General features: G+C 65.6%; 17 protein-coding genes. 7 read left to right on the forward strand and 10 right to left on the reverse strand.

Features of this window, described 5'->3' with window-relative positions:
• Positions 1-11: 11 nt before the first annotated feature.
• Positions 12-902: an SDR family NAD(P)-dependent oxidoreductase gene (locus tag AB4Z51_RS15525; RefSeq protein ID WP_085402538.1), complete on the reverse strand. Its 891-nt coding sequence runs from the start codon at positions 900-902 to the stop codon at positions 12-14.
• A gap of 103 nt (positions 903-1,005) precedes the next feature.
• Between AB4Z51_RS15525 and AB4Z51_RS15530 the strand changes: the two genes are divergently transcribed.
• On the forward strand, positions 1,006-1,881 hold the full coding sequence (locus AB4Z51_RS15530) for a LysR family transcriptional regulator (RefSeq protein ID WP_085402537.1): 876 nt from the start codon (positions 1,006-1,008) through the stop codon (positions 1,879-1,881).
• A 161-nt stretch (positions 1,882-2,042) separates the two neighbouring features.
• The gene (locus AB4Z51_RS15535; protein ID WP_441497611.1) at positions 2,043-2,729 is read left to right on the forward strand and encodes a glutathione S-transferase family protein; all 687 of its coding nucleotides are present in this window, start codon (positions 2,043-2,045) and stop codon (positions 2,727-2,729) included.
• A gap of 58 nt (positions 2,730-2,787) precedes the next feature.
• On the opposite strand, the gene AB4Z51_RS15540 is transcribed toward AB4Z51_RS15535, so the two are convergent.
• The 6 genes from AB4Z51_RS15540 to AB4Z51_RS15565 form a co-directional block, all read right to left on the reverse strand.
• On the reverse strand, positions 2,788-4,797 hold the full coding sequence (locus tag AB4Z51_RS15540; RefSeq protein ID WP_071916158.1) for a methyl-accepting chemotaxis protein: 2,010 nt from the start codon (positions 4,795-4,797) through the stop codon (positions 2,788-2,790).
• 297 nt (positions 4,798-5,094) lie between these two features.
• Positions 5,095-7,104 (reverse strand): HAMP domain-containing methyl-accepting chemotaxis protein, encoded by a 2,010-nt coding sequence (locus AB4Z51_RS15545; RefSeq protein ID WP_085402535.1) that lies wholly within the window; start codon positions 7,102-7,104, stop codon positions 5,095-5,097.
• A 270-nt stretch (positions 7,105-7,374) separates the two neighbouring features.
• Entirely contained in the window at positions 7,375-9,921 is a 2,547-nt protein-coding gene (locus AB4Z51_RS15550) for an HWE histidine kinase domain-containing protein (RefSeq protein WP_135216715.1), read from the reverse strand.
• A complete protein-coding gene (locus AB4Z51_RS15555) occupies positions 9,918-10,502 on the reverse strand; it encodes a biliverdin-producing heme oxygenase (RefSeq protein ID WP_085402533.1) in 585 nt (194 codons plus the stop codon). Before AB4Z51_RS15555 ends, AB4Z51_RS15550 begins: the two co-directional genes overlap by 4 nt.
• A 131-nt stretch (positions 10,503-10,633) precedes the next feature.
• Positions 10,634-10,801: a DUF1127 domain-containing protein gene (locus AB4Z51_RS15560; protein ID WP_085402532.1), complete on the reverse strand. Its 168-nt coding sequence runs from the start codon at positions 10,799-10,801 to the stop codon at positions 10,634-10,636.
• A 53-nt stretch (positions 10,802-10,854) separates the two neighbouring features.
• A complete protein-coding gene (locus AB4Z51_RS15565) occupies positions 10,855-11,298 on the reverse strand; it encodes a nuclear transport factor 2 family protein (protein ID WP_085402589.1) in 444 nt (147 codons plus the stop codon).
• A gap of 91 nt (positions 11,299-11,389) precedes the next feature.
• On the opposite strand from AB4Z51_RS15565, the gene AB4Z51_RS15570 reads away from it, so the two are divergent.
• The gene (locus AB4Z51_RS15570) at positions 11,390-12,313 is read left to right on the forward strand and encodes a LysR family transcriptional regulator (protein WP_085402531.1); all 924 of its coding nucleotides are present in this window, start codon (positions 11,390-11,392) and stop codon (positions 12,311-12,313) included.
• A 125-nt stretch (positions 12,314-12,438) separates the two neighbouring features.
• Here AB4Z51_RS15570 and AB4Z51_RS15575 read toward each other — a convergent pair whose 3' ends face one another.
• Positions 12,439-13,059 (reverse strand): glutathione S-transferase family protein, encoded by a 621-nt coding sequence (locus AB4Z51_RS15575; protein WP_085402530.1) that lies wholly within the window; start codon positions 13,057-13,059, stop codon positions 12,439-12,441.
• A gap of 141 nt (positions 13,060-13,200) precedes the next feature.
• On the opposite strand from AB4Z51_RS15575, the gene AB4Z51_RS15580 reads away from it, so the two are divergent.
• Entirely contained in the window at positions 13,201-14,481 is a 1,281-nt protein-coding gene (locus AB4Z51_RS15580) for a flavin-dependent oxidoreductase (protein ID WP_441497612.1), read from the forward strand.
• Positions 14,482-14,742: 261 nt separating this feature from the next.
• On the opposite strand, the gene AB4Z51_RS15585 is transcribed toward AB4Z51_RS15580, so the two are convergent.
• Together AB4Z51_RS15585 and mutY are read right to left on the reverse strand one after the other, a co-directional pair.
• A complete protein-coding gene (locus AB4Z51_RS15585) occupies positions 14,743-15,165 on the reverse strand; it encodes a PaaI family thioesterase (RefSeq protein WP_085402528.1) in 423 nt (140 codons plus the stop codon).
• A 52-nt stretch (positions 15,166-15,217) separates the two neighbouring features.
• On the reverse strand, positions 15,218-16,357 hold the full coding sequence (mutY, locus tag AB4Z51_RS15590) for an A/G-specific adenine glycosylase (protein ID WP_085402588.1): 1,140 nt from the start codon (positions 16,355-16,357) through the stop codon (positions 15,218-15,220).
• A 128-nt stretch (positions 16,358-16,485) separates the two neighbouring features.
• Here mutY and AB4Z51_RS15595 point away from each other — a divergent pair, with 128 nt between their 5' ends.
• The 3 genes from AB4Z51_RS15595 (at position 16,486) to smc (ending at position 21,457) form a co-directional block, all read left to right on the forward strand.
• Positions 16,486-16,977, forward strand: coding sequence for a DUF721 domain-containing protein (locus AB4Z51_RS15595; RefSeq protein WP_028150718.1), 492 nt, complete (start codon positions 16,486-16,488; stop codon positions 16,975-16,977).
• Positions 16,978-17,117: 140 nt separating this feature from the next.
• On the forward strand, positions 17,118-17,774 hold the full coding sequence (locus AB4Z51_RS15600) for a DsbA family protein (RefSeq protein WP_085402527.1): 657 nt from the start codon (positions 17,118-17,120) through the stop codon (positions 17,772-17,774).
• 218 nt (positions 17,775-17,992) lie between these two features.
• Entirely contained in the window at positions 17,993-21,457 is a 3,465-nt protein-coding gene (gene smc, locus AB4Z51_RS15605; protein ID WP_441497613.1) for a chromosome segregation protein SMC, read from the forward strand.
• Positions 21,458-21,493 lie beyond the last annotated feature (36 nt).

Consider the following 21,493-nt stretch of genomic DNA (forward strand, 5'->3'; position numbering starts at 1 on the left):
GAGGCGCGGCCTCACGGCGCCAGACGGGCGATCAATCGATCGGAGGCATCCATGAGCGCCGTCGCATAGGATCGCTCCGCAGACGAAGGGCTCGGCAGGATCGCCTCAGCCTTGTTGTTGAGCATGACACCGCTGCGGCCGTTGAGATCAGGCGACACCAGGAGCGGCACCAGTCGCTCGGCATAGGCGTCCGGCTCGACCATCATGAAGCTGGTCAGCCAGTTGATCAGCGAGACGAGCGCACGCGACCCGAACAGATTGGCGCGAATATCGGTCTTCACGAAGCCGGGATTAAGGCCGAACACATCGACATCGGCAAAGCGCCTGGCGGCCTCGAGGACGAGCACTTCGTTGCCCGCCACGGTGTTCGAGTGGGCTGCGAACCGCTTGTAGCGCCGCTCCGAATTCAGATCGGCGACATCGGCCCTCTGCTCCGTCCCGGGGAATCCCATGACGAATATCCGAGACTTGAATGTGGCCGTGGCCCTGTCCCTTCCAAGACGAGAGGCGATCGCGTTCAGGATGACGAAGCGGCTCAGATAGCTGACGGCAAGATCGCGTTCGATGCCTTCCGCCGTCACCTCACGCCTGGGCCCCGCCATGATGCCGGTCGTGAAGACGACGATGTCGAGCGTCTCGGCGGGAAGCTCACGGCCGATCCGCCTGGCTTCTCGCATCAGGCTCAGATCGGCCTGCATGAATGCGATGCCCGGCACGTTCTGATCGCGGAACGTCTGGCCGACGACGAGGACACGCGCCCCCTTGGCCGCCAATTGGCGGCTGAACGCCCGGCCAATGCCGCCGGTGCCGCCGATCACCGCCACATTCAATCCAGCGAGCCTGAGGCCTTCGAGCGCCGGCGGATTCACCTTCAGGTTCTTGTCGAGTTCTACGCGTTTCATGGATGGCTTGCCCTGCAATGTCAGCAAAGGGCAGATGGACCTTCCACTCAATGGAATAAATGCCGTAAAATGGAACTGATTGATCCACTGATGGAATAATGAAATGGCGTTGTTGAACGATATGGCGCTGTTCGTGGAGGTCGCGAAGGCCCGCAGCTTCCGTCGCGCCGCCAAGACCCTCGACATGCCCAATTCGACGCTGTCGCGCCGGATCGATCTGTTGGAGAAGGAGATCGGGCTTCGCCTGTTGAACCGGACGACCCGCAAGATCGAATTGACCGAAGCCGGCCAGATCTACTTCGAGCGCTGCAAGCGCATCGTGGACGAGGCGCGCCTGGCGCACGAGCAACTGGACGGGATGCTGGCGCAGCCGAGCGGCATGCTCCGCGTCTCGCTGCCGGTGGATTTCGCGAACACCTACCTCGCACCGTTGATCGCCGAATTCGCGCGGCAATATCCCGACATCGATTTCGAATTCGACCTGACGCCGCGACGTGTCGATCTCGTATCGGAGCCGTTCGATCTGGCGATCCGCGTCGGAGAATCAGAGCCATCCCACATGATCGCGCGGCCGCTCGCCCGTATGCCGGGATATCTCTACGCCTCGCCGCGCTATCTCGAGACCAACGGCGAGCCGCATGAACCGGCGGACCTCACCCGTCATCAATGCTTGTGCATGACGAAGGTGAGTGCGTGGACGTTACACAGGGGCACGCAGATGGAGCAGACCGACGTCGGCGGCCGTTTTCGGCTYAACAACGTGGGACTGATCCGCCGCCTCGCAACGCTCGACACGGGCATCGCCTTTCTTCCGCAAGAGATCGTGGCCGACGAAGTGGCGGATGGCCGGCTGCGTCGCATCATGCCGCAATGGCAGGGCTCGCCCGTCACCGTCTACGCAGTCACCGAGACGCGCCTGCTGCCAGCCAAGACGCAGCGCTTCATTGAATTCCTGCGGGAACGGCTCAGCCGGACTTGAATCGTCATTACGGCGGCGATCGGCCTTTGTTACGCAGGCTGATCTGCGTACCGCGCAGACACCGCCCGGCAAACTCGCCGGTTGCTCTCCCCGGCCATGTTCAGGCACAGAAGGCCGCGACGCTGCATTCATTCTCTAAAAAGGGAATTGGGGAGACAAACATGCTCAAGTTCTATTTCAACGGTTCGCCGAACCCGACCAAGGTCGCGCTTTATCTGGAAGAGGCCGGCCTGGCGTTCGAGCCGGTCAAGATCGACACCCGCACGGGCGAGCAGTTCGCGCCGGACTATCTGAAGATCAATCCGAACGGCAAGGTGCCGGCGATCGACGACAACGGCACCATCGTGTTCGACTCGAACGCCATCCTGCTCTACCTCGCCGAGAAGACCGGCAAGTTCCTTCCCGCCGCCAACGTCCGCGGCGAGACGCTGTCATGGCTGATGTTCATTGCCACCGGCGTCGGGCCGTATTCGGGCCAGGCCGTGCACTTCAAGCATTTTGCGCCGAAGGACCAGAACCACGACTACGCCCATAACCGCTACCAGTACGAGACCGATCGCCACTACAAGATTCTCGACGGTCACCTTGAAGGCCGCTGCTACATGGTCGGCGACAGCTATTCGATCGTCGACATGGCGCTGTGGGGCTGGGCGCGGATGGTGCCGTTCAAGCTCGGCGACGATGCCTTTGCGCGCTATCCGAACGTGAAGCGGCTGGTGGACGAGAGCTCGGCGCGGCCGGCGGCGGCGCGCGCGATCGCGCTGAAGGACAAGTTCACCTTCAAGGCCGAGATGGACGACGAGGCGCGCGCCAACATGTTCAAGCACATGACGACGAAGGTCGCCTGATCGCGCGACGCAGCTTTTGGAGGCCACGCGCATGCGCGTGGCCTTTTGCGTTTGCGGCTCAGGCGGCGTGGACCGAGCTCAGGAATTTTGCGACTTCCTGCTTCAGCCGATTGCTGTCTGAAGACAGCGAGCGCGCCGCCGAGAGCACCTGCGAGGAGGCCGAGCCGGTCTCGGAGGCTCCGCGCTGCACGTCGCCGATATTGGTCGATACGCGCTGCGTGCCGTGAGCGGCCTGCTGGACGTTGCGGGAGATTTCCTGTGTGGCAGCGCCCTGCTCTTCCACGGCCGCCGCAACCGTCGACGAGATCTCCGACAGCCGCTCGATGGTGCCGCTGATCTCCCGGATCGAGCCGACCGACTCCTCCGTCGCGGCCTGGATGCCGGAGACCTGCTGGGCGATCTCGCCCGTGGCCTTCGCGGTCTGCTCGGCCAGCGCCTTGACCTCGGAGGCGACCACGGCAAAGCCGCGACCGGCCTCGCCCGCACGCGCCGCCTCGATCGTCGCGTTCAGTGCCAGCAGATTGGTCTGGCCGGCAATCGTGCTGATCAGCTCGACCACGTCGCCGATACGGGCGGCGGCCTTGGACAGTTCACCGACCCGTTCGTTGGTCCGCGTTGCCTGACCCACAGCCTCGCTGGCGATGCGGGCGGATTCCTGCACCTGGCGGGCGATCTCCGAGACCGAGGAGGACAGTTCCTCGGTCGCCGAGGCAACGGCCTGCACATTGGCCGAGGCTTCCTGGGAGGCGCTGGCGACTTCCGTCGACAGATCCTGGGCGCGGCTGGCCGTCGTGGTCAGGGTGCCCGCGGAAGCCTCGAGCTCGTTTGATGCCGACGACACGGTGTCGACGATCTCGCCCACCGCTCGTTCGAACTGATTGGCCAGGTTTCGCATGTCGGCCTTGCGGCTCTCCGCCTGCCGCGCCTCGACCTCGACCTGCTCGTGGCGCAGGCGGTCGGTCTCGACCATGCTCTCCTTGAACACCTGGATCGCCTTGGCCATCTCGCCGATCTCGTCGCGATTTCCGCGGCCGGGGATCTCAACCTTGAGATCGCCACCGGCGAGGGCTCCCATCGCCCGGGTCATCGTGGTCAGCGGTCCGACGATGCTGCGCGCGATCAGGAAGGCGACGAGGCCGCCGAACAGGACCGCAAGGCCGCCGGCGACTTCCTGAATCCAGGTCGTGCTGGCAATGACGCCATCGGCGGCCGCGCGCGACTTCTGGTAGTCGGCCTTCAATCCGGTCTCCGCCACCTTGAGCCTGTCGACGCTATCGCTGATCAAGGGGGCGATCTCATTGCGGTAGATTTCATCGGCCTGGAGGATTGCGGCGGATGTCGTCTCGAAAGCCCCCTTGTAGGTCGAAAGTGAACTCTTGATCGGCCCGAACGCGGCCTTGACCTCGTCCGGGAGACCGGCCCCCTCAAGTGACTTGAGTGCTTGCTGCGCCCGATCGACATTGGTCCTGAAGGTCGCCGGCCCCTTCGCGTCCCGGACGGCGAGGAAGCGCCAGTTTGAGACACGAACAAGGAGGATCTTGGATTCGAGATCGGCGACGGGGGCGGTCACGCTGGTGTCGCCGGTTGCACCCGCGGCCTCGACCAGCTTGCCGGTGTTGGCGGTGAGCTCGTCGCCGCCGGCGAGCAAAGTGGCCTTGCCTTTCGTCGTCTCGTTGACGGCAGCGCCCATGCGCTCGCGCAGGGACTTCATCTTGTCGACGTCGCCGACGAGGCCATTGTAGATCTTGAGCCGCTCCTCGGAGACCGTCGACTTGGCCGCGGCCCTCAACAGCTCGGCCGTCGCCGCCTCCCGCTCCGCAGCCTCCTTGAAGGCCGGCTCGTTGGCGTCATAGATGTAACGCAGATTGGCACGCCGCAGCGCCTGGAGGTTGATCGAGATTTCCTGCACGCGGGCGGTGTTGTCCGAGAGCGCGGAGAGCCGCGCCATCTGGCCCTGGACGGCCCACAAATTCCAGACCGCAACCGCGGCCATGATCAAACCAACGACCACGAGAACCGAAAATCCGGCGTAGAGACGCCCCCGAATTCTCAAACGCAAGCTCGGCATCACTGTCCACCCATTGCAGCAGAAAAGCAGAAGCAGCCGACGACCTTGGCGCGATTGCAACGACTGATCATTGCAGCCACGCCTGCGAGAATCGCGCTGCGCTGCCGTACAATGCGGAACAATTGTTAATTGCGGCTGTATTTTACCGGTGTCGAATACGGAGAAGCCGACGAAGACACCACCGTATTCCGGACATCAAGCGGTGGCGCGCGCGAGCGATGTCCTCATCCCACCACGCCGCCATGGCAGGTCCACGCGCATGCGCGTGGACCTTTTGCTTTTGCGGGTCGGCGCCGATCAGGCAGCGTGGACCGAGTCCAGGAACTTCGCGACTTCCTGTTTCAGCCGGTTGCTGTCTGAAGACAGCGAGCGCGCCGCCGAGAGCACCTGCGAGGAGGCCGAGCCGGTCTCGGAGGCGCCGCGCTGGACGTCGCCGATATTGATCGAGACGCGCTGCGTGCCATGGGCGGCCTGCTGGACGTTGCGGGAGATGTCCTTCGTCGCCGCGCCCTGCTCTTCCACGGCGGCGGCCACCGCCGACGAGATTTCCGACAGCCGCTCGATCGTGCCGCTGATCTCCCGGATGGAGCCGACCGACTGCTCGGTCGCGGCCTGGATGCTCGAAATCTGCTGGCCGATCTCGCCGGTCGCCTTCGCGGTCTGCTCGGCCAGCGCCTTGACCTCGGAGGCGACCACCGCAAAGCCGCGGCCGGCCTCGCCGGCGCGCGCGGCCTCGATGGTGGCGTTCAGCGCCAGGAGGTTGGTCTGGCCGGCAATCGTGCTGATCAGCTCGACCACGTCGCCGATGCGGGCGGCCGCCTTGGACAGCTCGCCGACGCGCTCATTGGTCCTGCTTGCCTGCCCGACCGCCTCGTTGGCGATCCGGGCCGATTCCTGCACCTGGCGGGCGATCTCGGTGACCGAGGAGGACAGCTGCTCGGTCGCGGACGCCACCGCCTGCACATTGGCCGTGGCCTCCTGTGACGCCGACGCCACCTCGGTCGACAGATTCTGCGCGCGCGTCGCGGTCGTCGTCAGGGTGCCCGCCGACGCCTCCAACTCGTTCGATGCCGACGACACGGTGTCGACGATCTCGCCGACCGCCTGCTCGAACTGGTCGGCGAGCCGGACCATGTCGGCCTTGCGGCTCTCCGCCTGCCGCGCCTCGGTCTCGGTCTGCTCCGTGCGCAGCCGTTCGGTGTCGATCATGTTGGTCTTGAACACCTCGATCGCCTTGGCCATGTCGCCGATCTCGTCGGCCTTGCCGCGCCCGGGAATCCCGACCTCGAGATTGCCGCCGGCCAGCAGCCCCATCGCTCGCGTCATCGACGTCAGGGGACCGACGATGCTGCGGGCGATCAGGAAGGCGACGATCAATCCGAACAGGGTGGCAAGGCCGCCCGCGATCGCCTGCACGGTGGTCGTGCCGTCAATCACGGCTTCGGCCTGGCTGCGCGACTCCTTGTAGTCCTTCTTCAAGGCGGCTTCCGCGACCTTGAGCTTGGCGATGCTGTCGACGATGAGGGGCGCGAGGCTCTTGTGGTAGATCTCGTCGGCCTGCAGCATCGCGGCCGACGTCGTCTCGAACGCGGATTTGTAGATTCCGAGCGAGGTCTTCACCGGCGCGAGCGTCGTACGCAGTTCGGTCGCCTGCGGGCTCTTTTCGAGCGCCGAGAGGCGCTGCGACGCCCTGTCCACATTGGTTCTGAAGTTGGCGGGCCCCTTGCTGTCGCGCAGGGCCAGGAAACGCCAGTTCGCGATCTGGACGAGCAGGAGTCTGGATTCGAGGTCCGCAACGAGGGCCCCGGTGTCTTCGTCGACGGCTGCGCGCGCCACATCGACCAGCTTGCCCATCTTGACAGTCAGCTCGTCACCGCTCGGCAGCAGCGTCGCCTTGCCGGTCCGCGCCTCGTTGACGGCGTCGCCGAGATTGTCACGCAGGCTTCGCATTTTCGCGATGTCGGCGATCAGATCGTTGTAGAGCTTCCGCCGCTCCTCGGAGAGCGTTCCCTGCGCCCCGACCTTCAACAGCTCGGTCGCCGCGGTTTCACGCTCTGCGGCCTCCTTCATTGCGGGCTCGCTGGCGTCGTAGATGTAGCGCAGATTGGCGCGCTGGATCGCCTGAAGATGGGTCGAGACCTCCAGGACCCGCGCCGTGCTGTCCGAAAATGCCGAAGCCTTTGCGACCTGGTCCTGCACGGACCGCAAATTCCAGATGGCGACCACCGCCATCACGAGACCAACCGCCACCAAGGCCATGAAACCCGCGTACAGGCGTCCCCTGATCCGCAAACGAAAGTTCGGCATTCCCACTGTCCACCCAGGTGCATGTGAATTCGGGCGGACGAACGACCCCGGCAATCGTCACGGCCACCCCCGGCAGCCGCGAGTCGCTTTTCGGCACCCACGCTGCACCGCGGTACAATGAGGGACACTCGTTAATTGAACCTTCCGATTTTTCGCGCATGTGTGTGCCGGCCCGCACAGGACCTGCTGATTTTATCGGCAGTTGCGCAGGTTTCGGTGCAAAGCCCGCAGCCGCTTGCAGAGCGCTGCACGCGTCGCCGGGATGGATGTCTATTGAGCGACCGTCCCCTGCAATTTGCCGAGCGCGTTCTCGACGACTTCCAGCGTGTAGGGCTTCTGGACCACCGGCGCGAACGCCAGCTCTTCCGGGATCGGCGCGCGCTCGCCATAGCCGGTCGCGAACATGAAGGGCACGCCGATCTCCTTCAGCTTCTCGGCCACCTTGATGCTGCTCTCGTTGCCGAGGTTGAGATCGAGCAGCGCAAAGCCCGGACGCGTGCGCTCGATCGCGCGCAACGCCTGGTCGACGCTCGCCGCAGTGTCGACATGGCGGGCACCGAGATCGAGCAGGATGACTTCGGCCGCCATGGCGATGATCAGATTGTCCTCGACGATCAGCGCGGTCTCGGAAATTCGCGGACGGGCGGGTTGCTGCTCCTCGACGCGCATGGCGGCTCCTCCGATTGATGGCACCAGTTCGACAAAATTGGGCGGGATGATGAACTTGGCCTGCACCCCGAGCAGGTCGAACCGGATTTCGGCTTCGCCCTTAAGGTCGAAGGGGACGGAACGCTCGATGATGGTGGTCCCGAAGCCGCGGCGCGACGGCGGCTGCACCGGCGGCCCGCCGCTCTCCTTCCATTCGATGACAAGGCTGGAAGATGGATCRAGGCGCCACACCACCTCGACGCTGCCGGTGGAATCGGCCAGCGCGCCATATTTGGCGGAATTGGTCATCATCTCGTGCACGACCAGCGCCAGCGTCGCGAACGCCTTGGGATCGAGCGCGACGTCGGGCCCGCCCATCTTCACGCGGCCGGCGCGCGCGCCGAGATAGGCGCCGGCCTCGGACTCGACCAGCGAGCGCAGCGCAACCGGCGCCCAGTTCAAATTGGTGATCTGGTCGTGGGCGCGGGCCAAAGCCTGGATGCGGCCACCGAGCACGCCGGCAAACTCCTCAACCGAAGTTGCAGTGTCCTTGCTCTGCGCGACCAGCGCGCGGACAAGGCTCAAAATGTTGCGGACGCGGTGATTAAGCTCGGCGATCATCAACTCCTGCCGCTCCTGCGCGCCGCGACGCTCGCGGGCGGCAAGGTCGGACAGTTGCAGGATCACTTCGAGCAGCGTGACGCGCAGGCTCTCGGCGATGCGGATGTCGGCCGTGGACCAAGGTTTCGACTGGCCCGCCACCGTTTCCTGCCAGAGCTCAAAGCTCTTGCGCGGCGTCAGGCGCGGTCCGTTCGGTCCCTCGTCATAGACCTTGTCGGGCGCGCCGGCCCAGTTCACTGAGCGCACGACCTCGCGCCGGAAGAAGATCAGGCAATCGCGCGGAGTCCGCGAGATCGGAATGGCGAGAAATCCGGCTGCGCGGTCGCGAAAGGACTGCCCGGCAGCATAGACCTTGGCAATCTCGGCACTGGCGAAAATCCGTCCCGGCGAGGTCCGGTTGATGAAGGCGACCAGCTCCTTCACCTCGTCCTCGGTCGGCGTCTGGCCCTGAAGCGTGATCTTGTTGTCGGACCATACCGCCACGCCGTCGCAATCGATCATCCCGCGATAGTCGCCGAGGAAGTCGACGATCGCGCGCCGGCTGTGCTCGTGCGAGGCCGCGGTCTCGATCAACCGCTCCTGCACCTGGTGAGCGCGCATCTCATAGGCGACATTGCCCTCGCGCTCGCGCCCCTCCACGATCCAGGAGAACATCTGCCCGAACAGCTCGGACGCGGTGCGCTTCTCGAACGAGATGTAGCGCGGCGAATAATGATGGCAGGCGAACAGGCCCCACAGCTTGCCGTCGCGCAGGATCGACACCGACATCGAGGCCCCGACGCCCATGTTGCGCAAATATTCGATGTGAATCGGCGAGACCGAGCGCAGCACGCTCATGGAGAGATCGAGCAGCCCCGCATTGTGCGTTGCCGTCGAAAACAACGCGGCTGGTTTCGAATTGATATCGGCGATGATGCGCAGCCAGTTGCGCTGATAAAGGATGCGGGCCTGCTTGGGGATGTCGGAGGCCGGATAGTGCAGGCCGAGAAACCGTTCGAGGCCGGCTTCCGCAGCTTCRGCGATCACCTCGCCCGATCCGTCCGGATGAAATTGATAGACCATGACGCGGTCGAAGCCGGTCAGGACCTTGAGCTGGCGCGCCGCCTCGCGGGCGAGCTCGGTCATGCCGCGCGTCTTGCGGATTCGCTCCAGCATCAGGCGGACGAGCTCGCCGGAATTGACGCCGGGCTCGTTGACGCTGGGCTCTGCCTCGATGACCAGATAGGCGCCGGAGAAGTGGATGGAGAGATCGTAAGGCGGCTTGCCCGCCTGGAGCTCGACACCGAACAGGCGCTCGGTCGTATCCGGGCCGGTGAGATGATCGACGCGGCCGCGAATGGTCTCGACGGCGGCTTCCGAGATGACGCGCGACAGCGGCTGCTGCAGCAGGTCGGCGACGTCAGTCCCAAGAAAGCTGCCGACATTGTCGGAGGCCATGCAGATCGTGAAATCCGACAGCACCGTGAGCAGGAAGCCGAACGGCTGGACGCTGCCGGGAATGTGGATCGGCTCGCGATCGCAATTGGTGAGATTGACCGCCTCGTTCATGCGCGGTCCGCCGCCTGCTCGAAGGCCGCGAAAGCGACACGTGCCGATTCGATCGTCTCGTCCGCGTCGCAATCCTCTTCGTTTTGAAGCTGCGCCAGAAAGCTCTGCCAGAGCCGCTTGCCCGCGCCATGACTGAGATACGCGGTGGCCTCGCCGATGCGCGGATCGCCCGCATCCGCGACCGCCTTCAGCAGAAACTTTGCGCCGAGACGGGAGCCCTCCAGAACATACAACGTGCCGAGCATGCCACTGCGCGTCAGCGGCGGCACGGATACGGTGGATTGCGCGGCGCTGCCGAGCTGCCCGAGATCGGCCGCGATTGCGGCGCTACGCGCCCGCTCCAGCCAATCCGGAAACATCGTGGCGACGCCAGCCTGCACAAGCGCAGCTTCGAGCGGAAGAAGTGCGCCGGCGCTGGCTTGCAGGAAACGGCGGTAACCGGACAAGACCGTGAGGTCGAACGACGAAAGCTGCGCATCGAGCTCGCGGTGCGCATTCGCAGTCGCATCTCTCAATCGTTCGCGGAGTCCGGGAAAGCTGCGGCCCACCTGTGTTGAAACGTCCGAAACCCCAGCCAGCATGAATTTCCCAAACGCGTGCAATGCCGGGGGCGCGATTGCCCCCGAACCGAGCAAACGCCCGGCGGAACCCGAAGGTTCCGCCGGCTCCGATAAAATGGGAGGCAGGCGGCGGCTGGATCTCGTCCGTTCGTCTAACTCCGTCGCACCGGTCTCCTCAGTTCGTACGCGATCTCCGCCCAGGTCATGCCGCAGTCCTGAAGCTCCCGTTCGCTCATGGCGGCGAGCTGGTACCGGGCCTGGGACCGCTCGCGCCTGACAACGACGATCGCTATCAGCCTGCGCCAGATCGACACGACCATCGCCGAACGGGGCCGACGGCACCGGTCGGCGGACGAGATGGTCCTCAATCCGGTCAGCTCGCGGCCCTCACGGGCGTCTGCGGAAACGGACCAAGCGCCCTCTCGGTCAGGGTCGAGTCGCAATATTCCCGGATCTCCTTGATCTTCCCGTCCTCGAGGCGAAACACCAGGCAGTAGTCGTTGTCATAACGAACGCCCTCGGGCGTGACGTTGTCGCCCTTGGCTTCCACCACGACCACGTCGCCATCGGCGATGAAACGGTGAGCTACGGTGCGGGTCCGGTTGCGCAAGCGGGTGCGCACATAACCGTGCAGATCGTTGAGGATCGCCTCCTTGCCGGTGAAGGTGCGGGACCAGGAATACTGGCCGGTCACGACCCATCTGGCATCGTCGGCAAGGCTTGCGGTGAACAGGGCCCGGTCGCGTGCGGCCGGATCGGGGCTGGCGGCGGCGGCAAAGATATCCTGCATCAGTTTCTTGTTGGCGCTCGCGCTCATGGCGGCATCTCCGTTTGGTGGCAACACGGAGATCATCCCTGCCGGATAAGAATTCTTCAAATCGATAGTGGATATGATATCTATTCGCCTCATGAATTTGAATTCGCTTGACCTCAATCTCCTGACCGCGCTCGACGCGCTGCTGCGCGAGGCCAATGTCAGCCGGGCCGCGCTTCGGATCGGGCTGTCGCAGCCGGCCACGAGCCATGCGTTGCAACGCCTGCGCGACATCTTCGGCGATCCGTTGCTGGTGCGCACCGGCGCGCGCATGGAGCTGACGCCGCGGGCGCAAGCGCTCCGCGCGCCGCTGGCCCAGGCGCTCGACCAGGTGCGCGGGCTGTTCATACCTGACGACTTCGACGCCGCGCGCAGCGAGCGGCAATTCCGCCTGATGATGCCTGATCTCGCGGTCGAGCTGCTGATGCCGCCCCTGATGGAGAAAGTCACCCAGGCCGCCCCCAACGTCCGCATCGACGTCGTGCCTTGGCGAGGGTCGACGATCTTCCACGCAGAATTCGCCCGCACCATCGATCTCGTGATCTCGATCGGCAACGCCTTCAAGGGTTTTCACCGCCAGCTGCTCTACACCGACAGCGACGCGCTGGCGGTGCGGCGCGGCCATCCCATGGCTGCGAAGCTGAAGCGGCGCGAGACGTTCCTGGCCGCACGCCATGTCGGCGTGATCATCCGCGGCAGCAGCGAGGATTTGATCGACACCTGGCTGCGCACCAAGGGCATCGAGCGACACATTTCGCTGGTGGTGTCAGGCTATCTCGAAGCGCTGCACGTCGCCGCCCGCACCGACCTCGTCGCCTTCGTGCCGCGCCGGCTGATCGCCGCGCTGTCGAAGCAGCTCGGCCTCGTCACGGTGACGCCGCCGCTCGACCCCGGGATCGACGAGCAGTTCATGTTCCATCCGACCCGCGCGCAGATGGACCCCGGCTCGATCTGGCTGCGGCGACTGATGCTGGAGACGGGACGTGAATTGGAGCAAGCCAAGCGCAAGCTATCGTAGGGTGGATTAGCCGAAGGCGTAATCCACCAACTTTTGCATCTGCGGAGACAAACAGAGGTGGGTTACGCCGAGCAGATACGCTTCGCGCATCTGCTCGTCTAACCCACCCTACGAGAGCTACGTTCCTACGCCTTCTGCGCGTCCATCACCTTGCGCACGGCGGGACGGTCGGACATGCGCTTGAAGTGGTCGGCGATCTTCGGCGTGGCGTTGATGTCGACGCTGTCGCCTTCGAGCCAGGTCGACAGGGTATAGAGATAGGGGTCGCAGATCGTGTACTGCTCGCCCATCACCCACGGTCCCTTGAACATCTTCTGTTCGATCAGGGAGAAGCAGGCGCCCATGGTCTTCGGAATCATCGCCTTCATGTCGGCGAACGAGCTCTCCTCGGCAGCCCAGCGCGCGCCGCGCATCTTGTGGGCATGGTTGATGTGCACGGTCGAGCAGAGATAGGAGTTGAACGACTGCACCCGGGCGAAATCGAAGGGATCGTCGAGCGGCGCGAGCTTCGCCTTGGGGAAGGTCTGCGCGACATAGGCCAGCATCGCGGGCGTCTCGGTCAGCACGCCGCGATCGGTCACCAGCGCGGGCACGCGGCCCTTCGGGTTGATCGCGAGGTAATCCGGGCTGTTCTGCTGGTTGGTCTTGAAGCTCAGCCGCTCGGCCGTGTAGTCGGCACCGGCCTCTTCCAGGGTGATGTAAGTGGCGAGCGCGCAGGTGCCGGTGGCGTAGTAGAGCTTGAACATGTCGGACCTCATGGGAAAGCTGGAAGTTAACGGCTGTCGTCCCCAAGGTCCATAGCACGACGTTCTCCGTGCTTTTGCTCTTCGCAGTTGCCCACCGCCGCCCGCCTGTGCCAAGACGCCCGCAATCGGAGGGGTTTTGTCATGACGGTACTCATCGCCGGTGGCGGCATCGGCGGGCTGACGCTTGTGCTCAGCCTGCACGGAATCGGCGTTCCCGTAAAAGTGTTCGAGAGCGTCGCCGAGCTGAAGCCACTCGGCGTCGGCATCAACGTGCTGCCGCATGCCGTGCGCGAGCTGATCGAGCTCGGGCTGATGGACAGACTGGACGCCAGCGGCGTGCGGACCTGCGAACTCGCCTATTTCTCCAAGCACGGCAAGCCGATCTGGAGCGAGCCGCGCGGGCTGGAAGCCGGCTACAAATGGCCGCAATTCTCGATCCATCGCGGCACCCTCCAGCAGCTCCTGCTCGACACCGCGATCGAGCGGCTCGGCCGCGAGAATATCTTGACCGGCCACCATCTGACCGGCTGGACCGAGACGGAAAACGGCGTGCGCGCCGACTTCATCGACAGGGCGACCGGCAAGGCTGCCGGCAGTTACGACGGCGCGATCCTGATCGCCGCCGACGGTATCCATTCCGCCGTGCGAGAAAAGCTCTATCCGCAGGAGGGACCACCGATCTGGAATGGCCGCATCCTCTGGCGCGGCGTCACGCCGTCAAAAGCCTTCCTCACCGGCCGCACCATGATCATGGCCGGGCACGAGATCCTGAAATTCGTCTGCTATCCGATTTCGAAGGCGCCCGATGCGGCGGGCAACCATCTGATCAACTGGGTTGCCGAGCGCCACATGCCGCCGACCTATCAGTGGCGGCGCGAGGACTATAACCGCACGGCGCGCCTGGAGGAGTTTCTGCCCTGGTTCGAGAGCTGGCAGTTCGACTGGCTGGACGTGCCCGGCCTGATCAAGAACTGCCCGCACGCCTACGAATATCCGCTGGTCGACCGCGATCCGGTGTCGCAATGGACCTTCGGCCGCGTCACGCTGATGGGCGACGCCGCGCATCCGATGTACCCGATCGGCTCGAACGGCGCCTCGCAGGCGATCCTCGATGCCCGCACCATCACCCGCGAGATCCTGGCGCATGGCCCGACGACCGCGGCGCTGCTCGCCTATGAGGCCGAGCGGAGGCCTGCGACCACCGACCTCGTCCTGCTCAACCGCAAGAACGGCCCCGAGCAGGTGATGCAGCTCGTCGAGGAGCGCGCGCCCGACGGCTACGACATCGTCACCGACGTGCTGTCGCAGCAGGAGTTGGAAGACATCGCCGCAAACTACAAGCGCGTCGCCGGCTTCCAGGTCGAGGCGCTGAATGCGAAGCCGCCGATCGTGAGCGCGGATGCAAAGCGGATGGGAGCGTGAGCTCGCGCAAGAAGCGAGATGCGCATTAATGTGCCCTCGCCCCTTGCGGGAGAGGGCAGCACCACTGGCAAACATACACTCGCTTGGGTGAGGGGTCCGTCTCCGCGAGTCCAACTCGCATTTGAGTTCGCGGAGAGAAACCCCTCATCCGGCGCCATAGCCGAAGCTTCGCTTCGGCGTTCTCTTAAGAACGGCGGCCCGAAGGCCGCCTATGCCACCTTCTCCCGCAAGGGGAGAAGGGAAGAGGAATGCGCGGCTCGACTATTTCCCCACCACCCTCGCCGCCTCCAGCAGCCGCTCGCTGGCGCTCGCCGTCGCCAGCACCGTGCCGTCTTCCGCCATCAGCTTCGCCTCGACGAACGCAATCGTCTTGCCGAGTTGCGTCACCCTGGCCTCACCGATGATCGGGCCGGGCCTTGCGGGGCTGAGGAAATTCACGGTCATGCTGATCGTGGTGGTGTAGAGCCGGCCCTCGCTCATCACCAGCACGGCCGGCCCCATGGTGTCGTCGAGCATGGCAGAGAGCATGCCGCCCTGGATGAAGCCCGCCGGATTGCAGAACTCGGGCTTGCCCTCGAAGGCGAGCCTGATCCAGCCCTCCTCCGGACGGGCATCGAGCAGGCGCCATCCGAGCAGCTCGGCGCAGGGCGGCCTTGGAAAGTTGTTGAGTGCGGTCTTGACCATTGGCAGCCTCCGTATCGGGCGCTGATAGCGTAGCGCTGCTGCCAGCGTGCTGTCAGGAAGGTGGGGCCCTTGAAGGGTCCAGCGCGTGTGCGATCACCTTGCGCATGACGTTGGGCAGCGCTTCACCGGCGAGGGTCGCGATCGGCACCCAGCGCATGCCCTCGGGCGCGCGCGTACGCGCTTCGGCCTTCGCCGTGTAGACCACCAGCTCCAGCGGAAAATGCGTGAAGACGTGGGTGACGACGCCCACCTTGCGCTGCCAGCGCGACAGCCCCTTCAGGTCCGGTGCCTGCTGCTTCGCCGTCGCGTCCTCCTGGCCGGCCAGCCAGTCCGAGCCCGGCACCTCGGTCATGCCGCCAAGGAGGCCTTTTTCGGGCCTCGAGCGGACCAGCAGCTCGCCGCCGCGCGTCACGACGAAGGCAGCCCCGCGCCGCAACGTTCCGCTCTTCTTCGGCGCCTTGCGCGGAAACGTTTCCTGCGTCGCCAGCGCACGCGCGGTGCAATCCTCATTGAGCGGACAGAGCGAGCAGGCCGGCTTCTTCGGCGTGCAGATCGAGGCGCCCAGATCCATCAGCGCCTGCGCGCTGTCGCCAGCACGAGACGTCTCGTCGCCGGCGCGAGCGTCCGCAAGCAGCGTCGCCGCCAGTTGCTGGATCAGCGGCTTGGCCTGCGGCAGCTCCTCCTCGACGGCGAACAGGCGCGACACCACGCGCTCGATGTTGCCGTCAACAGGCATGGTGCGGCGGTCGAACGCGATCGCGGCGATCGCGGCCGCCGTATAGGGCCCGATGCCCGGCAGCGCGCGCAGCCCCTCTTCCGTGTCCGGAAACACACCGCCGTGCTCGCGCGTCACGGCCACCGCGCAGGCATGGAGATTGCGCGCGCGGGAGTAATAGCCGAGCCCGGCCCACATCCGCAGCACGTCATCCTGCGACGCCCGGCCCAGCGCCGTGACATCCGGCCAGCGCGCGACGAACTTTTCGAAATAGGGGCCGACGGCTTTCACGGTGGTCTGCTGGAGCATGATCTCCGATAGCCAGACGCGGTAAGGGTCCGAGGTCTCGCCGGGCATCGCGCGCCATGGCAGACGGCGGCGATGGCGGTCGTACCAGGCGAGCAACAGCGTTGGGCGAGCCGATGCCTCCGACTGAATTGGTTCCGACTTGGCCATTAGTGCCGATTTGGGGCTCATGCCCTCACTGTAGCGGCAACGCGCCGGCCTCTCCACGTCATGGCCGCGCTCGTCGCGGGCATCCACGTCTTTCTTCGCGGAACGCTCCCCAATGGTGAGGCCTGCGCTCCAAGGTGCTATAAGGGTCCATGTCCAAATTCCCTCCCAGACCCGGTCCCATCAGCGCCAAGCCGCTGTCGCTGCTGCTCAACGACGTCTTTGCCGAGGCCTATGCCAAGCAGGGTTTTGCGGCGCGCGAGCTGGTGACCCGATGGGCGCAGATTGCCGGGCCGGAGATTGCGGCCCATGCCGAGCCTTTGAAGATGCAATGGCCGCGGCCGGTCGAGGGCCAGCCGCAGGAGCCGGCGACCCTGGTGCTGCGGGTCGAGGGGCCGATGGCGCTGGAGATCCAGCACTCCGCCGACGTGATCCTGGAGCGGGTCAATCGCTTCTTCGGCTGGAGCGCGGTCGGCAAGCTCGCCTTCCGCCAGGCCCCCCTGTCGCGCGCCCGGCCGCCGGTCCGGCCCGGTCCGCCGGATCCCAAATCGGTGGCCAAGGTGGCGGAGAGCCTGGGGGACATCGAAGATGAAGAATTGAAGACAGCGCTGGCGCGGCTCGGGGCCGCCATCAAGCGAAATTGAGCCTCATTCCGCCGGTAATCTGAACCCGTCCCTGTCGCTCGCCATTGCCTCGAACTACGTTTCAAGCTAGCGACAGGCCGCCTGAACGGGAACTTTGATAAGAACCTTGGGGCGAGACCACACCAATCCGGGAGCCGACCTTGATCATCACCCGCCGCGCCTTCAACACGATGCTGTCGCTGACCGGTCTTGCCGCGCTCGCCGGGCTGTCGCCGCTGCGGTTCATCTCCGAGGCGATGGCGCAGTCGGCCGCCGATGTGGCCAAGCCCGTGTCGCTGCCCGACATGGCACTCGGCGCCAAGGACGCCCCCGTCACCATCACCGAATATGCCTCGATGACCTGCCCGCATTGTGCGGCGTTCAACGAGCAGGTGTTCCCCAAGATCAAGTCGGAATACATCGACACCGGCAAGGTGCGTTACATCTTCCGCGAGTTCCCGCTCGACATCAAGGCCGCCGCCGGCTCGATGCTGTCGCGCTGCATCGCCAAGGACGACGCGTCGAAATATTTCGCGGTCACCGACATGCTGTTCCGCCAGCAGAACGATTGGGTGCTGAAGAACACCACCGAGACCCTGACGCGGATCGGCAAGCAGGCCGGCCTCACCCAGCAGCAGGTCGAGGCCTGCCTGAAGGACCAGGCGCTGCTCGACAAGATCGCCGCCGACCAGAAGTACGCCAGCGACGTTCTGAAGGTGGATTCGACGCCGACGTTCTTCATCAACGGCGAGAAGATCAAGGGCGAAGCCTCGTTCGATGAATTCGCCAAGAAGATCAATCCGCTGCTGAAGAGCTGATTTTCCCCGCTCAACGCCTGATTCGCATCTCGAAAGCCGTATCTTTCCCGGCATAAATCCCTTGGGAAAAGCGGTTTTCGCCGGTTGCCCTCGCGGCGCACCGCGGCCATTGTCCGACCGCATGAGGCGCCTCGCGCGACTCACCCAGAGAGTGACATTGCCTTCCATGGTATTGTCCCGGCAGGGGGATTCGCGCCTGCCAACAGAGATGCGTGCTTATGAAAATCACCCGCCTGCGCCTTCACGGCTTCAAGTCCTTCGTTGAGGCCACCGACTTCGTCATCGAGCCCGGCCTGACCGGCGTGGTCGGACCCAACGGCTGCGGCAAGTCGAATCTCGTCGAGGCGCTGCGCTGGGCGATGGGCGAAACCTCGTACAAGTCGCTGCGCGCGGCCGACATGGACGCGGTGATCTTCGCCGGCTCCGGCAACCGTCCTGCGCGCAACCACGCCGAAGTGACGATGACGATCGACAACACCGATCGCACCGCGCCGGCGGCGATGAACGACAGCCAGCTGCTCGAAATCTCCCGCCGCATCGAGCGCGAGGCGGGCTCGGTCTATCGCATCAACGGCCGCGACGTGCGTGCGCGCGACGTGCAGATCCTGTTCGCGGACGCCGCCACCGGTGCGCGCTCGCCCGCCCTCGTCCACCAGGGCAAGATCGGCGAGATCATCCAGGCCAAGCCCGAGCAGCGCCGCCGCGTGCTGGAAGACGCTGCCGGCGTCGCCGGCCTGCACGCCCGCCGCCACGAGGCCGAGTTGCGGCTGAAAGCCGCCGAAACCAACCTCACCCGCGTCGAGGACGTGATCGGCCAGCTCGCCGGCCAGATGGAAGGCCTGAAGAAGCAGGCCCGCCAGGCCGTGCGCTATCGCGAGGTCGCGGCCAAGGTCCGCAAGGCGGAAGCCACGCTGTTCCACCTGCGCTGGATCGGCGCGCATGCCGACGTCAACGAATCCGGCCAGACCCATGATCTCGCGGTTCGCGAAATGGCCGAGCGCACCCAGCACCAGGCCGAAGCCGCCCGCATCCAGGCGATCCGCGCCACCGAAATGCCGGCGCTGCGCGATGCCGAAGCGCGCGCCGCGGCCGGGCTGCAGCGCCTGACCAATGCACGCGAACTGCTCGACCGCGAGGAAGAGCGCGCCAAGGAGCGCGTCGCCGAGCTAGAGCGGCGCCTCGCCCAGTTCGAGGGCGACATCTCGCGCGCCCAGCAGCAGACCATGGACGCCGACGTCGCGCTCCAGCGGCTCGACACCGAAGACGCCGAGCTGAAGGAAGAGATCAAGTCGCGGGTCGAGAAGCGCTCCGGCGTCGACGAGCGCGTCGGCGAAGCCGAGGCGGTGCTGACCGAAACCGAGCACCAGTTCGCCGAGCTCACCACGGCGCTTGCCGACCTCACCGCCAAGCGCAACCAGCTCGAAGCCAATGTCCGCACCCACCGCGACAAGCTCGCCCGGCTCGACCAGGAGATTTCGAACGTCGCGGCCGAGGAGCAGAAGCTTGCCGACGAGACCGGCGGCTTCGGCGATCTCGACGAGCTGACCGCAACGGTCGAGAACGCGGAGCAGACCCTTGCCGCTTCGGAAGCCGCGGCCCAGGCCAGCGAAGCTGCGCATGTTGCCGCGCGCCAGACGCTGGAATCCTCACGCTCGCCGCTCGTCGAAGCCGACAAGCGCGTGCAGCGCCTCGATACCGAGGCGCGCACGATCTCCAAGATCGTCAACGGCGAGACCAAGAATCTGTGGCCGCCGATCATCGACGGCATCACCGTCGACAAGGGCTTTGAGAAGGCGATCGGTGCCGCGCTCGGCGACGATCTCGACGCGCCGGTCGATCCGTCCGCGCCGATGCGCTGGACCAATGCCGGCGTGACCGACGGCGATCCGGAGCTGCCCGAGGGCGTCGTGCCGCTCGCGAGCCACGTTCAGGCGCCCGCCGAGCTGGCGCGCCGCCTGGCGCAGATCGGCGTGGTGCCGCGCGAGCGGGGCGCCGAACTGGTCTCGCAGCTCAAGACCGGCCAGCGGCTGGTCTCGCCCGAAGGCGACGTCTGGCGCTGGGACGGCTTTGTCGCCGCGGCCCACGCCCCGACCGGTGCGGCACGGCGCCTCGCCGAGCGCGCCCGCCTCGTCGACATCGAGAACGAGCTGGAGCAGGCCCGCATCGACGCGCAGATCAAGCGTCAGGCGCTGGAGAACGCCGAGTCCGAGCTGCAGATGGCCGCCAGCACCGAAGGTGCGAGCCGCGATGCCTGGCGCGCCGCCCAGCGCGAGCTCAACGTCGCGCGTGAGCGCCATGCGACGGCCGAACGCGAGATCAGCCGCCGCGCCGCGCGCAAGGCGACGCTGTCGGAAGCCCATAGCCGCCTCGCCGCCGACCGCGCCGAGGCCGAGGCCGCGTACGAATATGCCGAGGCCGGCATCACCGAGCTGCCGTCGAGCGAGGACACGGAGACCCGTCTCGCCGCCGTCCGCAGCGACATCGAAGGCCATCGCCGCATGGCCGCCCAGGTCCGCGCCGAGGCGCAGGCGCTGGCGCGCGAAGCGGAGCTCGCCGACCGCCGCGTGCAGGCGATCCTCGCCGAGCGCACCGAGTGGCAGAACCGCAAGGAGAGTGCGGCCTCACACATCGACACCATCCAGACCCGCATCACCGAGGTCTCGATCGAGCGCAGCGATCTCGAAAACGCGCCCGCCGTGTTCGCCGAGAAGCGCAGCGCGCTGATCACCGAGATCGAATACGCGGAAAACGACCGCCGCATGGCCGCCGACGCGCTCGCCTCGGCCGAGACCGCGATGGCCGAAACCGATCGCGTCGCCAAGCTGACACTCGAAGCGCTGTCGAGCTCCCGCGAAGCAACCGCCCGCGCCGAGGAGCGCATGGAAGGCGCACGGCGCCGGCTCGAGGACATCGAGCGCGAGATCCGCGACATGCTGGAGGTCGAGCCGCAGGCCGTTGCCGGCCTCGCCGAGATCGAGCCCGGCGCCGAGCTGCCGCCGCTGCACGACATCGAGGAAGACCTCGAAAAGATGCGCCGCGACCGCGAGCGCCTGGGTGCGGTGAACCTGCGCGCCGAGGAAGAGCTGCGCGAGGTCGAGACCCAGCACACCGGCCTCGTCACCGAGCGCGATGACCTCGTCGAAGCCATCAAGCGGCTGCGCCAGGGCATCCAGAGCCTCAACAAGGAAGCGCGCGAGCGGCTCCTGACCTCGTTCGAGGTCGTCAACAACCACTTCAAGCGCCTGTTCGTCGAGCTGTTCGGCGGCGGCGAGGCCGCGCTGCACCTGATCGAGAGCGACGACCCGCTCGAAGCCGGTCTCGAGATCATCGCAAAGCCGCCGGGCAAGAAGCCGCAGACGCTGTCGCTGCTTTCGGGCGGCGAGCAGGCGCTGACCGCGATGGCGCTGATCTTCGCGGTGTTCCTCACCAACCCCTCGCCGATCTGCGTGCTGGACGAAGTCGACGCACCGCTCGACGACCACAACGTCGAGCGCTACTGCAACCTGCTGCACGAGATGACCAGCTCGACCGACACCCGCTTCATCATCATCACACACAACCCGATCACGATGGCGCGGATGAACCGGCTGTTCGGCGTCACCATGGCCGAGCGCGGCGTCTCGCAACTGGTGTCGGTGAGCCTGTCAGAGGCGGTGGACATTCTCGACCAGAACGTGGCGTGAGCCTCCGGTCGTTCCACACCTATTGACGTCATCATC

The organism is Bradyrhizobium sp. 2TAF36, assembly GCF_052114925.1.
Taxonomy (GTDB): domain Bacteria; phylum Pseudomonadota; class Alphaproteobacteria; order Rhizobiales; family Xanthobacteraceae; genus Bradyrhizobium; species Bradyrhizobium barranii.